At 65.2% G+C, this 13642-nt stretch carries 8 protein-coding genes; 4 read left to right on the top strand and 4 right to left on the bottom strand.

Annotation, left to right across the window (positions count from 1 at the left end):
* Window positions 1–118: 118 nt before the first annotated feature.
* On the bottom strand, window positions 119–2542 hold the full coding sequence (locus tag IFT89_RS00730) for a glycoside hydrolase family 2 TIM barrel-domain containing protein (protein WP_202937933.1): 2424 nt from the start codon (window positions 2540–2542) through the stop codon (window positions 119–121).
* A 52-nt stretch (window positions 2543–2594) separates the two neighbouring features.
* Window positions 2595–3809, bottom strand: a complete 1215-nt coding sequence (locus tag IFT89_RS00725; RefSeq protein WP_202937932.1) for an MFS transporter — start codon at window positions 3807–3809, stop codon at window positions 2595–2597.
* Window positions 3810–4033: 224 nt separating this feature from the next.
* Between IFT89_RS00725 and IFT89_RS20465 the strand changes: the two genes are divergently transcribed.
* Entirely contained in the window at window positions 4034–4984 is a 951-nt protein-coding gene (locus tag IFT89_RS20465) for a LacI family DNA-binding transcriptional regulator (RefSeq protein ID WP_202937931.1), read from the top strand.
* A gap of 154 nt (window positions 4985–5138) precedes the next feature.
* Here IFT89_RS20465 and IFT89_RS00715 read toward each other — a convergent pair whose 3' ends face one another.
* Window positions 5139–7310 carry a glycoside hydrolase family 3 protein gene (locus IFT89_RS00715; RefSeq protein WP_244650515.1) on the bottom strand — a complete coding sequence of 724 codons (2172 nt, stop codon included), beginning with the start codon at window positions 7308–7310 and terminating at the stop codon, window positions 5139–5141.
* A gap of 98 nt (window positions 7311–7408) precedes the next feature.
* On the opposite strand from IFT89_RS00715, the gene IFT89_RS00710 reads away from it, so the two are divergent.
* A complete protein-coding gene (locus IFT89_RS00710; RefSeq protein ID WP_202937930.1) occupies window positions 7409–8002 on the top strand; it encodes a TetR/AcrR family transcriptional regulator in 594 nt (197 codons plus the stop codon).
* Window positions 8003–8879: 877 nt separating this feature from the next.
* On the opposite strand, the gene IFT89_RS00705 is transcribed toward IFT89_RS00710, so the two are convergent.
* On the bottom strand, window positions 8880–9464 hold the full coding sequence (locus IFT89_RS00705) for a MarR family winged helix-turn-helix transcriptional regulator (protein WP_124767772.1): 585 nt from the start codon (window positions 9462–9464) through the stop codon (window positions 8880–8882).
* Between the two features lie 108 nt (window positions 9465–9572).
* On the opposite strand from IFT89_RS00705, the gene IFT89_RS00700 reads away from it, so the two are divergent.
* Complete coding sequence (locus IFT89_RS00700; protein ID WP_194718732.1) at window positions 9573–10931, top strand: MFS transporter; 1359 nt, start codon at window positions 9573–9575, stop codon at window positions 10929–10931.
* 21 nt (window positions 10932–10952) lie between these two features.
* Window positions 10953–13601 carry an alpha-L-rhamnosidase gene (locus IFT89_RS00695; RefSeq protein ID WP_137242986.1) on the top strand — a complete coding sequence of 883 codons (2649 nt, stop codon included), beginning with the start codon at window positions 10953–10955 and terminating at the stop codon, window positions 13599–13601.
* The last annotated feature ends 41 nt before the right edge of the window (window positions 13602–13642 follow it).

Genomic DNA, 13642 nt, shown 5'->3' with positions numbered 1-13642 from the left:
ATCCCAACCAGACAGCCCATACGGATGGCCACCGCAGGCCGCATCAAGTCCGACGGTCGTCGCTAGCCGGGCGCCGGGGTGGTCAGTGCTTCATGGGTGCACTGACCACCCGTCGTGCTCACCGGGCCGTGAGATTCACGTACTGCGGCGGAAGGCCCGCCGCTGCAGCGCGCACGGTGATCGTCCCGGGGCCGGTTGGACGGATGATGGCCAGTGCCCGTCCGTCGTAGGTGGTCCTTGTCGCCGCCGCGAACTCTTCGATGCTGTCCGGCTGGGCGCTGCCGAAGCCGGCGAGGATTCCGGGGCCCTCGATCTCCACCGAGACGGCGGTGGCGACGTCAGTCGCGATCGTCCCCGTCTCGTCGGAGAGTTCGACGCTGAGATACGCGAGATCTCCGCCATCAGCTGTCAGTTCGGTGCGATCTGGCGTGAGGGCCAACTGGATGATGTCGCTGCGAGTGCGGAGCGTGCTGCTGCCGATCTCGATCCCGTCTCGTATGGCGATCGCCGTGAGCTCACCCGGGTGGTATTCGGTGTCGAATTTCGCGATGCACGCCTTGTGGACGCCGACCTGAGCACGACCGATGATTGTGCCGTTGAGGCGGAGTTCGACTTCGTCGGCATCGCTGTAGACGTCGACCTTGATCGGTGATCCTGGCGGGACGGCCCAGCTCCAGCTGCTGATGGCGTCATCCCAGGACCAGCCGCCCACGAAGACTTCGCGTCCATGATGTTCGGGGCGCTGGACAGCGATGTATGGTTCGTCTCGCAGTCCCCAGATCGTCTCTTGCCAGAACGAGACGGGGCGACGATTCCCGAGGATGTCGATCGTGCCGGATTGGGCGAGCATCCAGGGATAGGGGGAGCTCGTGCCTGTCGGCACATCAGCGTCGTCCGGGTAGACCGGTCGACCGATGCTCGCTTCCCCGATGTAGTCCCAAGCGGTCCAGGCGAAGTCACCGATCACCGTCGGGTGCTGCTCGACCAGCGGCCAGATCCGGTCGAGCGCGCGCGGGAAGGTCTCGGATCCTACGAGGATGCGGTTCGGGTGATGCTCGGCGTCGATCGCGTAGCGGGCTTCGGCGTAGTTGATCCCACTGACGTCGAGCTGCGACTGGGATTCTTCGATTCGATCGGAGACCAACGCCGTGGAGCCGAGCGTGTTCATCATGTCTTCCATCGACCCCATGAGCGCGTTGATGTTCATCGGGGTGTCGCCCGAGGCCATCTGTGCGGCGAAGACGTCCATGGTGGCGACCATCCCGTTGATGGCATTGGTGATGAGTCGCGAGTCGTCGAGCGAGCGCACTTTCTCTGCAAGCGCCCGCCCCCAAGTAGATCCGATAGCGCTGCCGGTCTCGAAGATCTCGTTGCCGGTCGAGTACATGATGACGCTTGGGTGATTGAAGTCCTTGGCGACCATCGACTCGACGTCTCGTTCCCACCACTCCGGGAAGTCGAGCGAGTAGTCGAAAGCGGTCTTGCTCTTCGTCCATACGTCGGACACTTCGTCCCAGACAAGGAGCCCGTGGCGGTCACAGGCGTCGAGAAAGGCACGGCTGATGTTGTTGTGGGAACTACGGACGGCGTTGTAGCCCGCCGCCTTGAGCAGTTGCACGCGACGCTCCTCCGCGCGCGGGTGGGCTGCACTGCCGAGCGGGCCGTTGTCGTGGTGGATGCAGCCACCCCGAAGCTTCACCGAGCGCCCGTTGATCCGCAGACCATGCACCGGATCGACGGTGACGGATCGTACACCGAAGACGGATTCGTCCTCATCGAGCAGGGTGTCGCCCTCTCGCACCCGAGTGTGCGCGGTGTGCAGTCGCGGGTCGTCGACATTCCAGAGTGCTGGCTCGGAGAGGTAGTGACGGAGGTGCACTCGTCCAGTCGTCCCGGGGAGCAGGGTGATCGGCGCGGTCTGCAGGCTGAGCACCACATCGGCATCGTCGCGGATCTCTGTTTCGACCCGGACGGTGCGCGTGTGACGGGTCTCGTTGGCGACCTCGACGGTGGTGATCACGGATGCCAGGTCGGGCTCGATGACGGGGGTGGTGATGCGCACACCGTCGAGCGGGATGTGCACCGGCTCGGCGGTGACGAGCCACACGTTGCGATAGAGACCGGCGCCGGCGTACCACCGGCTGTCTTCGTGGGTACGGACCTCGACGCTGATGGTGTTCGCCTCACCGAACCTGAGAAACGGGTCCAGCGCAACGGAGAACCCGACGTACCCGTTCGGGCGCTGAGCGGCGAAGTCGCCGTTGACGTACACGACAGCATCACGGTAGGCGCCTTCGATGTCGAGGACGATGCTCTGATCACGCCATTCCGCCGGCACATCGATGGTCTTGGTGTACTCGAGGTGCGCGCTCGGGTAGTAACCGGTGTGACTGCCACTAGGGCTGTCTGCGGACCGCGGCAGGTCTCGGAGGCCGTCGTGCGGGAGCGTGACGGCCGTCTTGGCTGATCCGCCGCTGAAGGCGTCGAAGGGCGAACCCTTGTGACCGACGGTCCAGTCTCTGTTGAAGGGTGTGCGGATCATGCGAGTGCCTTTCTGGCGATGTGCGATAGGTGGTCGGATGCGGGATCGGTGGTCACCGAACGCCCTTGATGAATCGGACGCTGATGGCACCGAGGATGACGGCGATGATGGTCACGATGAAGAGCGGCTGGTAGAGCCCGGTCGCCGCGACGACGGCGCCGGCCAGAACGGGGGCGATCACCTGCGGTCCGGCATTGGCGACGTTCATCACGCCAAGATCCCGTGCGGCGTTGTCCATATTCGGGAGGACTCGGGTGATCAGCGATTGGTCGACGGCGAGGTAGACGCCGAAGGCGATGCCGAAGATGCCGCTGGCGATGAAGGCGCCGGTGAGCGTGGGCACCAGGAGGTAGACGAGGGCGCCCGGGGCGAAGAGGAGACTCGACAGGCCCACGAACACACGGATTCGTCCGAATCTGTCCGACAGCCACCCGCCGATGATCGAGAAGACGAGGAGTCCGAGCGTGCTCACTCCCTGCACAGCGACGAGGACGGCGGCGGCTTCCGTGACCGTACCCACACCGATGTAGTCAGCGAGGATGTACAGCTGCATGCCGGACATGAAGTTGTAGCCGAAGATGATCAGGAACCGGCCGGCGAACGTCCACCAGAAGTCCGGGGCACTCCGGAAACTGGGGAAGCGAGCCGCCGCCCGACGCTCGGCCTTGGAGGCGTGAACCGCGGCACGGACCGGCACGTAGTCCTTCGTCGTCAACGCGAAGATCGTCCCAAGGACGAGCACAACCGCAGCGATGCCCACGTACCCTACGAAGAGGTTCGTCGTCAGGCCGGCGATCGTGATCCCTCCGAATGCACCAAGGATCGACGACGCTCCGACCAATCCGGACATGGTCCCCCGGTTCCGGATCGGGACGCGTTCGGGGAGAACGGCGGTCAGGGCCGCCTGCAAACCGCTCAGAGGCCACATCGCGATCGCCCACGTGATGGCGAGGACGAGCGGGCTCGGGCTGCTGGCGGTGACGAGCAGGGCGAGGGCCGCGGCGACCGCGGATCCCAAGATCCAGATGTTGCGCCGGCCAAGGAAACGGCTGCTCGTCTTGTCTGAGAGGAGTCCGAGCAGTGGCTGCGCCACCAAGCTCGAGATCGCACCAGCACTGATCACGAGGCCCAGCATGCCGGCTGCCCCGGTCGTCTCTCCGAGCAGCTCGGCGACCTGTCTGCCGAGCATCACCTGAAGCACGCCACCCCAGACGACGTTGACACTGATCATCGCCAGCGGATAGATGACCCAGAGCCATCGGCTCATGTGCTGGGGACCCGTCGATGGCTCGAGAAGGGCATCCGGTGTAACTGCTGAACCGGGTACAGCGGCTTGATGAGGGCCGGTTTCGGGTTGAACGCTGTTGGTCGACATTGAGGATCTCCACGGCTCTGTGAGGGAAACGCTTACGCGCGTTATCGCCTCATCTAACATCATCTGATTACGCGCGTCAACTACACTGGTCGGACAGACACAAGGGGGAACGCGGGATGGCAGTCACGAGCGATGACGTTGCACGCGCTGCGGGGGTATCTCGGCCGGCAGTCAGTCAGATCCTGAACGGGCGAGGACGGTTCGCTCCGGAGACCATCCGACGAGTGGAAGAGATAGCTGCGGCCATGAACTACCGCCCGTCAGCGGCCGCTCGGACGCTTGCCACCGGAACGAGCGACGTCGTGGTCGCTCTCGTGCCCAACACCACGTTCGGCACCAATCTGCAAGACGTCATCGACGTGCTCACCGCAGAGCTCGCTCAAGTCGGCCTGACGCTCGTTCTGCGTTTCGCGAGTTCTCCCGTGGAACTGCTCGAGCACTTCGTCACGACCGTTCGACCGCGCGCAGTGATCGCGCCCTTCGTCGCTGCCACGGCTGCGGAGCGGAAGTTCATAGAAGGCAGCGGGGTTACCCTGATCGATCTGGCCGCGGGAGAGGATGTGAACTATCGCATCGGTCAAATGCAAGGCGAGTATCTGGTATCGAAGGGGCACCAGGCGCTCGTCTACGCGCACCTGCACGACGCCCGCATCGACGTGTACGGCGACATGCGGGAACGAGGACTCGCCGATTCCTGCCGCGAGCACGCGATTGCAGCGCCGAAATCGATTCGGCTGTCTGTCGACCTGGTGGACGCAGTGTCCGTCTTGCGCGACCTTCCTACCGGAGTGGCCATCGCCTGCTACAACGACGACGTGGCTATCGCGCTCCTCGCCGCAGCACGAGAACTCGGACGTCGCGTTCCGGAGGATGTCGCTCTGCTTGGAGTGGACGCGACTCGGATCGGTGCCCTCATGTCGCCCCGGCTGACCACCATCGCGGTCGACACGACGACCGCTTTGCACGCAATGGTCGACAACATCGTGAGCCAGCTGTCCGGTTCTGTTCCCGTCGACTCCCTCGCGGATCGACTTGTGCTCAACGTCGTACACGGCGGCTCCGCCTGACGGCGGGCACTGAGATGCCCCATTGGTCACCAGGTTGCTTGCCCAGTCGGATCTCGCTTTCTCGGCCAGGGTGGCGCAGCGACCGAAACTCGTCCTGCTAGCCGCGGCGCCGGCCAGCCAGGACGGAAGCCGTGCGCCGCGGTGGCGATACTCGTCAGGAGCGCGCTAGATGCAGCCCTGCCGATACGGCGTCGTGGTCGCCCGAGTACGCTGCTGCCTCGATGCGAACACTGTCTGCGGCAGGCGCGAACCCGGCGTCTGTCCATCGCTGAAGTGGACGGGTGGAACCCGCGAGGCGGACCGTCCGGGCCTTTCCTGCCTCAAGCGTCAGCGGAGCGAATCCGACGAGGACCCGCTTTGGAAAGTCCGGAGCCTCGACCGCAGCGTAGAGCTGCACCACGTGTCGTCCGGGACGTTTACCGGTGTTCCGGACGGTGACGAAGGCGGAGAATTCCTCGCCGTCGACGTCGCCGAGCTCAATCGTCTCGATGTCGAACGAGGTGTACGACATACCGAAGCCGAGAGGGAAGGCGGCCTGGTGGCCGTCCCGGTCGAGCAGTCGCTGACCGTGCCAACGGTCGTAGGTGATGGCGGCGGCGTCGATGTCGAACGGGGGGAGGTGGTCTTCACTGGTGGGAATCGAATACGGGAGTCGTCCGGTTGCATCGCGTTCGCCGAGGATGACGTCCGCCAGTGCCGTGCCGCCTTCGCTGCCGCTGTACCAGCCGACGAGCACGGCGGGGACAGCGTCGCGCCATTCTTCCGTGATCACCGCACCGGCGGTGACGATGACGACGACGGTCCGCGGATTCGCGGCCGCGGTCGCTCGGATGATCTCGGCATCGACTGGGCGGACGCGGAGGGAGCGCCGGTCACCGCCGAGCGCTGTTCCCATGGTGTGCTGCGAGTCGCCGGCGCCGGCCATGAGTGCGGCGAGGTCCACGCCCTCGGGAGCTGGTGGAAACAGGTTCAACAGCTCGGGCTGTGATGTGAGATCGCCCATGTATTCACCTTCGTCGGCCGCGGTGTATCCAACGACAACGATCGCCACATCGGCTCCTGCTGCCGCGATAGCGGCTGCTTGTGGGTCGTCTTCGCCGGCGAACGTCACCGTAGCGTCCGGCAGCGCGGCCTGCAGACCGCGCAACGGCGTGATGACCTCGGGTGAGCGGACATTCGAGGAACCGCCGTCGCCCGTGTTCGGCAGGTCGGCGAGACGCCCGATGACCGCAACCCGATCCAGCCCCTCACGGTTCAGCGGGAGGAGCGGTGCACCGTTGACGTCGTCGTTCTTGAGGAGCACGATCGCCGTCGCGGCGGCCTCCCGCGACAGTGCACGGTGCTCGGGCGAAAAGACGACCTCGAGGCCTGGCTCCGCATCGAGCGGCCGAGCGAAGAATGCGAGCTGCGTCGCGAGGATCCGACGTGCCGCCCGATCGACGTCGGACCACACCACTCGACCCGCTTCGAGGTCGGCAGGCAGTTGCCCGGCCCGCTGCTGTCGGAACGGCTCTTCAACGTCGAGACCGGCTCGGAGGGACTTGGCCGCGTCGCGCAGGCCGAAGATGAAGTCGGAGACGGTGACGCCGGCGAATCCCCACTCTTCGCGGAGAATGCCCTCCATGAGTCGTTCGTTCTCGCCTGCCCACTCGCCGTTAACGCTGTTGTATGCGGTCATGATGCCGTCGACACCTGCCTCGACGACGCGGCGGAAGTGCGGCAGATACACCTCGTGCAAGGTGGCATCATCGGCCGTGACGTCGATCGTGAACCGGGCGTTCTCCATCGAGTTCAGCGCGTAGTGCTTCGCAACAGCCATGGCGTGCCGACGGACACCGCGGGTCAGCGCCACCCCGAACTCCCCGAGCAGCAGACTGTCCTCGCCGTACGTCTCCTGGGCCCGCCCCCAGGCAGGGTGCCGAGGGAGGTTGATGCAGACGCCTCCGAAGAAGTTCGCTCCCTGTGCCCGCATCTCGGCGCCGATCGCCGTTCCGATGCGTTCCTCCAGGTCGACATCCCAGGTGGCGCCGCGCGCCATCGCGACCGGGAATGCTGTGGAGTTGCCCATGACGACGCCCCGCGGCCCGTCGCTGAACCGCAACCCAGGGATCCCGAGTCGATCCACGCGTCCCATGATGATCGGCCGCATGTTGTAACCAGCGCTCATCTCGCCCATGCCGGGCCAGAACTCATCATCCCCGTCAAGCAGCCACAGCTTCTCCTCGTCCGTCAGCAACGCGAGCAGCGCGTCCACTTCGGTAGCAAGCTCGGCACCGCTCTTGACGCGTTCGAGACTGCGCGAGAACTCCGTCGTCTTCGTCGACATCACAAAACCTTTCATCCCTTACCTGCACCGATGCAGGTAAGAGAATTGTAGGGAGCCGCAACAAATTTCACAAGGACGGATATGCGACGCTTGAGTCCATGACCGAGCAGCAGCGGAGAACGCGCCTTGCGCCCAGTGAGCGACGAGCGCTGATCATCGACGCGGCAACCCGTCAGATCGCAGAGGGCGGATACAACACGTTCACTCTTTCCAAGCTGGCCGAGGACTGCGGGATGACTCGAGCAGGTATCGAGCATCACTTCTCGTCGCGCGAGGAGCTACTGATCGCCGTCCTCCTCCATCGGGACGACCTCGACGCCTTCGCGATCACCACACCCGTCGAGGGACGAGACCCCCGGACCTTCGATGAGGACAGCGCGTGGAAAGTGCTCGACAACCTGGTGATACGAAATGCGGGGCAACCTGAGCTCCTGCGGCTCTACACGATCCTCGGCGCCGAGGCGCTCGATCCGCAGCACCCGGCACATCACTACTTTGCTGAGCGCACTCGAACTGCACTCGATCTCCTCGCGGACTTGTCCTCTTCATGGCACCCGCAACCACGGACCTTCGCGCTCGCGGTACTGGCTATTCTCGACGGCCTGCAGCTTCAATGGCTGCGCTTCCCCGACGAAGACCTGGTCGCCCTATGGAAGGGCGCCGGAGGCGCGCTGGCTCGCAAGACGGCGTGAAAACAGTTCTGGTCTCGCCATCGAGACGACCCGTCAGCGGGTCAGCGATTCCGGGCAGCGCTGGGCGGCTCCCGGGTCGCGATTGCAGTTTTGATCGGTGTCGACTACGGATTCACCGGCGGCCGCCAGTATGTCTTCTGGACCAACGAGACCTACTGACACCGCGGCCTGAACGCCACCCACACACTCCGGCAATCCGAGGCACCGGCCTCGCCGCCGGGGCGCTCACTTGCTAGCTTCGGCGGCTGGACCACTCAAGCCGCTCGGATGCAGCCGCGACTGCCACAAGACATCGCCGCGAGGACGTTTTGCAATCTAAAACGTCGCTCCGAACAGAAAGCGACAATTTAGACTGCAAAGCGACACTTTACGACGTGCGTTCACACTACATGTGAACGCGGACGTAAAGTGTCGCCGCGGGGCCAGTGAACGAGCGGGTTTCCAACGTAAAGTGTCGCCGCCGTTTCCAGCGCAAAGTGTCGCCCCGAACACGCCTGCGTGATTCCGGGGCTTGAGGCCGACTTGGGGTCATCTGGTGGCGCTGCCTCTCGTCCGTAAAGCACGTCGGCTCGATGCCATCAGCCCCAAACTTTCGTCGAACTAGGGGCGGGCGTCCTCGAACTCTCCCGCTGCCTTGTGCTCCCGGCAAGCACCGACCAGCTCGACGACACCGGCTGCGTTATCGGCGCCGTAGAAACCGAATACTTGCCCCTGCACGGACGCGTGACAGCGCTCGTGTTGGCGCGATCGGAGAGCCGAAGGGATCTCCACGGTGAATCCCGGGAACGGATCTGCTCATGGGGCATTTGGGTCCGGATCGTGCCTCACTCGTGGCATTCATCAGCCTCCGGCTGTGCCCTCGCCAACGGGAGCGATGTCAGCGGCCCTGTTCAACCACAGCCGGCCATCGCTGCACAGAGGCAAACGGAACGCCCGCGGTAACCGTGAGCGGATGATTCGGAAACGCATCAAGCGTGCTCGCGAGCTTGATCGTCAACCGCTCGAGCGTCTCGATCTCCTCTGCGCTCCACCCGGTCAGCACACTGACATCCTGCATGGCGTCCAACACGCGGGAGCCGAGCGCTCGGCCCGAGGCAGTCAGCCCGATGACAGCACCGCGCGCGTCTCGCGGGTCGTGCGCGCGGAACACCAGGCCAGCGCTCTCCAGACGAGCGATGACCCGGCTCATGTTCGACCGCGTCGTGTCGACCGCGTCGGCAAGTGCGGTGGGCGTCGCCAATCCGCGATAGATGAGCTGGTTGATCACCAGGAACGCTGGCAGATCCTTCGGAAATGGGAACCCGCTGTCGCGCATGACTTGCTCGCGGTACGACCGCGACGTCCCCCACGCAACGATGGCCTGGAACGCCGATTGGAAGCTCGGCGCATCGCCTCCAACGAGTGGAGCAACGTCCTCGGCCGCGAGGGCGTCCAGCGGGAGCGTGTTCTTGCTTCTCGGCATCGGACGGGACTCTTTCTACGACTCGGGCTCCCCAGCATAGAGCGCTCCGCGAGAGAATCCTGTAAAACTATTTGACTCAGGAACATACTTGGTGGCACTGTTGGCGCGTTGATTCGTTTCATTTCGTCCCCCGACGATTCCCGCGCTCGTGCACTTCAAAGGAGAAGTCCCGTGTCACTCACATCAAAACCAGCCCCCCGCCCGTGGTGGGTCGCCGTTGTTTCCGGCATGGCCTCGTACGTCGACGCTGCCGCCATCACCGGCTTCGCCACCGCGATCGTCGTCTTCCAGCAGATCCTCGGGCTGAACGAGATCCAGATCGGCATGGCCGGCGGAGCACTCACCGCTTCCATGGCCATCGGCGCGCTCGTCGGCGGCCGGCTCGGCGATCGCTTCGGTCGTCGTCCAGTGTTCACCGCGACGATGATCGCGCTCATCATCGGCGCTGTCGTGCTGGTGTTCGCATCCTCGTTCCCCGTCATCCTCATCGGGGCGATCATGCTCGGATTCGCAAGCGGTGCCGACCTACCGGTCTCACTGTCGACCATCTCCGAGGCGGCGACCGAGCACAACCGGGGCCGCCTCATCGGGTTCACCAACCTCCTGTGGATGGCAGGCATCATCGCGAACATCGTCATCAGCACCCTCGTCGGCGATCTGGGCGCAGTGGCACCGATGATCCTGTTCGGGCACATCGCCGTGGTCGGCGCCCTGATCCTCCTCGGACGGCTGACGATCCCCGAGTCGGCAACGTGGCTCGCAGCCCGGGCCGAACGACGGGCCGGCGTGAAGACGGTCCGCGCGGAGCGCGCCGGCATTCGCATCCTGTTCCGTGGCCCTTACGGCACGGTCTTCCTCGCTCTGATCATGTTCGCCTCGCTGACCAACCTCATCGCGAGCACGATCGGCAGTTACGGCACCTACATCCTCGTGAACTTCGGGGACGTCTCGATCAGCCAGGCATCACTGGTCACCCTTCCGCTGCTACCGGTGAGCATCATCGGGTACCTCTGGTTCATGAAGATCGCCGACAAGCCCGTCCGGTTCCGCTACTTCCAGGCGGGAGGCATCGCATTCGTGCTCTCTCCGCTGGTCGTCGCACTCTTCGGCGCAAGCGTCCCCGTCTACCTCGTCAGCCTGCTGCTCATGGGCGTCGGTTCGGCCTTCGCATTCGAAGGCATCCAACGAGTGTGGGCACAGGAACAGTTCCCCACGCTCCTGCGCACGACGGCGCAGGGCAGCATCATCGCCATCCAGCGCTTCACGGCAGCCGCCCTCGCGAGCGTCACCCCGACCCTCCTCATCGGCGGGCCGTCACTCCTGTTCGGCATCCTGACCGTCGGCTCCGCCATCGGAGTCGGCTGGGCCTGGATCGTGTTCCGCACCCGCGACCGACACGACGAGTTCGAGTCAGAGGCCGGTGCGACTGAACCAGCAGAACGCTCCGCGCCGATCGCCTTCCACTAACCCTGTCAAGAGGACTCCACCATGACCCCGCACTCGCTCACCGTCGATCGACGCCCCGCGCCGTTCGGCATCGACTCAGCCACCCCGGAATTCGCCTGGAAGCTCCCGAACGACGCACCTTCACAGCTTGGATACGAGATCGAAGTCTCCACCGACTCGTCGTTCGCCCTTCACGACGTCCTCTGGACGAGCGGCCGGGTGAGGAGCACGACCCCCTACGGCGTCTTCTATGCCGGCGTCGCGCTCCGGTCCCGCACCGAGTACCACTGGCGGGTGCGGGTGCACGGAGCCGAAGGCGCCGTCAGTGAGTGGGCTGCCGCGTCGTTCGAGACCGGGCTTCTGAGTCCGAGCGACTGGCAGGCCGACTGGATCAGCCACCCGCTCACCAAAAAGAACGACCCCCGCAGCATCTACCTCTCGACGACGATCGAGCTTCCAGGGGACGTCGTCCGAGCGCGTGCGTACGCGAGCGCGCTTGGTTGGTACCGGCTCTTCATCAACGAGCACGACATCACCGGTACCGCCCTGGTGCCGCGGTGGACACCGTTCCACGAGTACACGGAGTACCAGGTGTACGACACCGTCCACGCGCTGCGGGCCGGCACCAACACCATCGGCATCATCGTCTCCGAAGGACGATTCCGCGGACGCCTCGGCGCCTTCTCCCTCCCCAACCGCTACGGCGACCAACTCGCCGCGCTCCTGCAGCTGGAACTGGAACTCGCCGACGGCACTACGGTCCAGGCGACGAGTGACGCAGGTTGGACTGCCAGCCACGGGCGGGTGCGGGTCGCGGACCCGAAGGACGGTGAGCGGGTCGACCTTCGCCTCCCGGAATTGCCGTGGCTGCAGGGTCCCGCGGAAGGCTCCGTCTCAGCGGTGGTCGTCCCTGAGCGGCGCCGGATGATCGCGGAATCCGTCGCACGGGTCGAGCAGATCGACCAACGCCCCGGGACAGTGTCACGGACCCCATCGGGCAAGCAGCTGATCGACTTCGGCCAGAACCTCTCCGGCGTCGCACGCGTCCGCCTGTCAGGCCCCGAGGGCGCCACGGTGCGGCTGCTGTACAGCGAGGTGCTGGCCTCGAGCGGGGAGATCGCGACCGGCTACCTCGGGGGCGGCCCGTCCAAGAAGGATTGGTTCCAGCGCGATGAGGCGATCCTGGCAGCCGAACCCGTCGTCTACACCCCCGGCGCCACGATCAAAGGCTTCCGCTACCTGAGCATCGAGGGGCCCGCCGACCCGATCTCCGCGGACGACGTCGAGGCCATCGTCCTCTCGACGCCACTCCCTGCGGTCAGCGAGTTCCACAGTTCGGATGACCGGCTGAACCAGCTGTGGAAAAACGTCGTGTGGTCACTGCGCTCGAACTTCACCGACACCCCGACCGACTGCCCGACCCGAGAACGCAGCGGCTGGACGGGAGACATCCAAGTGTTCGGGACCACCGCCGTGCAACTCGTCGACGCCGGCGCCTACCTTCGCCGCTACCTCCGCAACCTCGCGGCAGAGCAGCACTCAGACGGAACGATCCCTCCGTTCATCCCCTCGGAGGCAGCACCAGGGATCAGCCGCAACCCCTTGGGCTTCACCCGCACCTCGGCAGGATGGGGCGATGTCGCTGTCATGCTCCCGTGGACGCTGTACCAGTACTACGGCGACACCGCGGCACTTCGCGACCAGTACGCCAGCTCGAAGGCGTGGGTGGACCAGCTGGCGACGCGCGCCGCGCGCAAACGAGGCATCAGGCGCAGGTTGCGGCGCGGCGTCGGACAACTCGAGCGGTACGTCGTCGACACCGGCTATCACTGGGGAGAGTGGCTCCGACCCGGAGAATCTCTCGCGTCGGAGATGCCCGGGAACTTCCTCGGACGACGCACCAGCGTCGCAACGGCCTACCTCGCCCACTCCGCACGACTCCTGTCCCGGATCGCCGACGTCCTGGGCGAAGACGCGGATTCCCATCGCTACGCCACCCTGGCCGAGAACGCCAGCTCCGCCTGGCGGGCCGCCTTCGTGGCCGACGGCGGAGGGCGCATCGGTGACGACCGGCAGGACGACTACGTCCGCGCCCTCGCGTTCGACCTCCTGGAACCACAGCACCGCGACCGAGCGGCTACCCGCCTCGTCGGACTCGTCCAGCAGGCAGGGAACCACCTGGCCACCGGATTCCTGAGCACACCGATGCTCCTCGACACACTCGTCAACACCGGCCACCCCGACGTCGCTCTGAGCATCCTGCTCCAGACCAGCGCCCCATCCTGGCTGCAGGCCGTCGAACGCGGAGCAACGACCACCTGGGAGACCTGGGCCGGCTACAAGGAGGGCGAACCCGAAGCATCACACAACCACTACGCATTCGGTGCCGTCGCCGCATTCCTGCAGGAGCGCATAGCCGGCCTCGCGCCCGCAGCTCCTGGATACGCCCGCCTCCGCATCGCCCCCATCATCGGCGGGGGCCTGACCTCCGCCGCGGTCACGATCGACACCCCGTTCGGCCGTGCGTCGTCGGCCTGGGCTCGTGACGACACCGGAGCGGTCTCCCTCACCGTCGAAGTACCCCCCGGCGTCCGGGCGGACATCGTGTTCGGAGAAATCTCGACAGAAGTAGGATCTGGGACTCACCGGTTCACCTCGAACGCATCGGAGACGGCCCGCAGCAGCCAGTAGCCACCCTTCAGCAACGCTCAGATGGCTGCACTGCACCTCGG

It is taken from the genome of Plantibacter sp. CFBP 13570, assembly GCF_014841395.1.
Classification (GTDB): Bacteria; Actinomycetota; Actinomycetes; order Actinomycetales; family Microbacteriaceae; genus Plantibacter; species Plantibacter auratus.
The sequence above is the reverse complement of the archived record's forward strand: the minus strand, read 5'-3'. Positions and strand labels throughout refer to the sequence as shown.

Excerpts from the sequence above, each read along its gene's own strand:
- IFT89_RS00730 (WP_202937933.1), bottom strand. The coding sequence starts at position 2,542 with ATGATCCGCACACCCTTCAACAGAGACTGGACCGTCGGTCACAAGGGT.
- IFT89_RS00725 (WP_202937932.1), bottom strand. The coding sequence starts at position 3,809 with ATGAGCCGATGGCTCTGGGTCATCTATCCGCTGGCGATGATCAGTGTC.
- IFT89_RS20465 (WP_202937931.1), top strand. The coding sequence starts at position 4,034 with ATGGCAGTCACGAGCGATGACGTTGCACGCGCTGCGGGGGTATCTCGG.
- IFT89_RS00715 (WP_244650515.1), bottom strand. The coding sequence starts at position 7,310 with ATGTCGACGAAGACGACGGAGTTCTCGCGCAGTCTCGAACGCGTCAAG.
- IFT89_RS00710 (WP_202937930.1), top strand. The coding sequence starts at position 7,409 with ATGACCGAGCAGCAGCGGAGAACGCGCCTTGCGCCCAGTGAGCGACGA.
- IFT89_RS00705 (WP_124767772.1), bottom strand. The coding sequence starts at position 9,464 with ATGCCGAGAAGCAAGAACACGCTCCCGCTGGACGCCCTCGCGGCCGAG.
- IFT89_RS00695 (WP_137242986.1), top strand. The coding sequence starts at position 10,953 with ATGACCCCGCACTCGCTCACCGTCGATCGACGCCCCGCGCCGTTCGGC.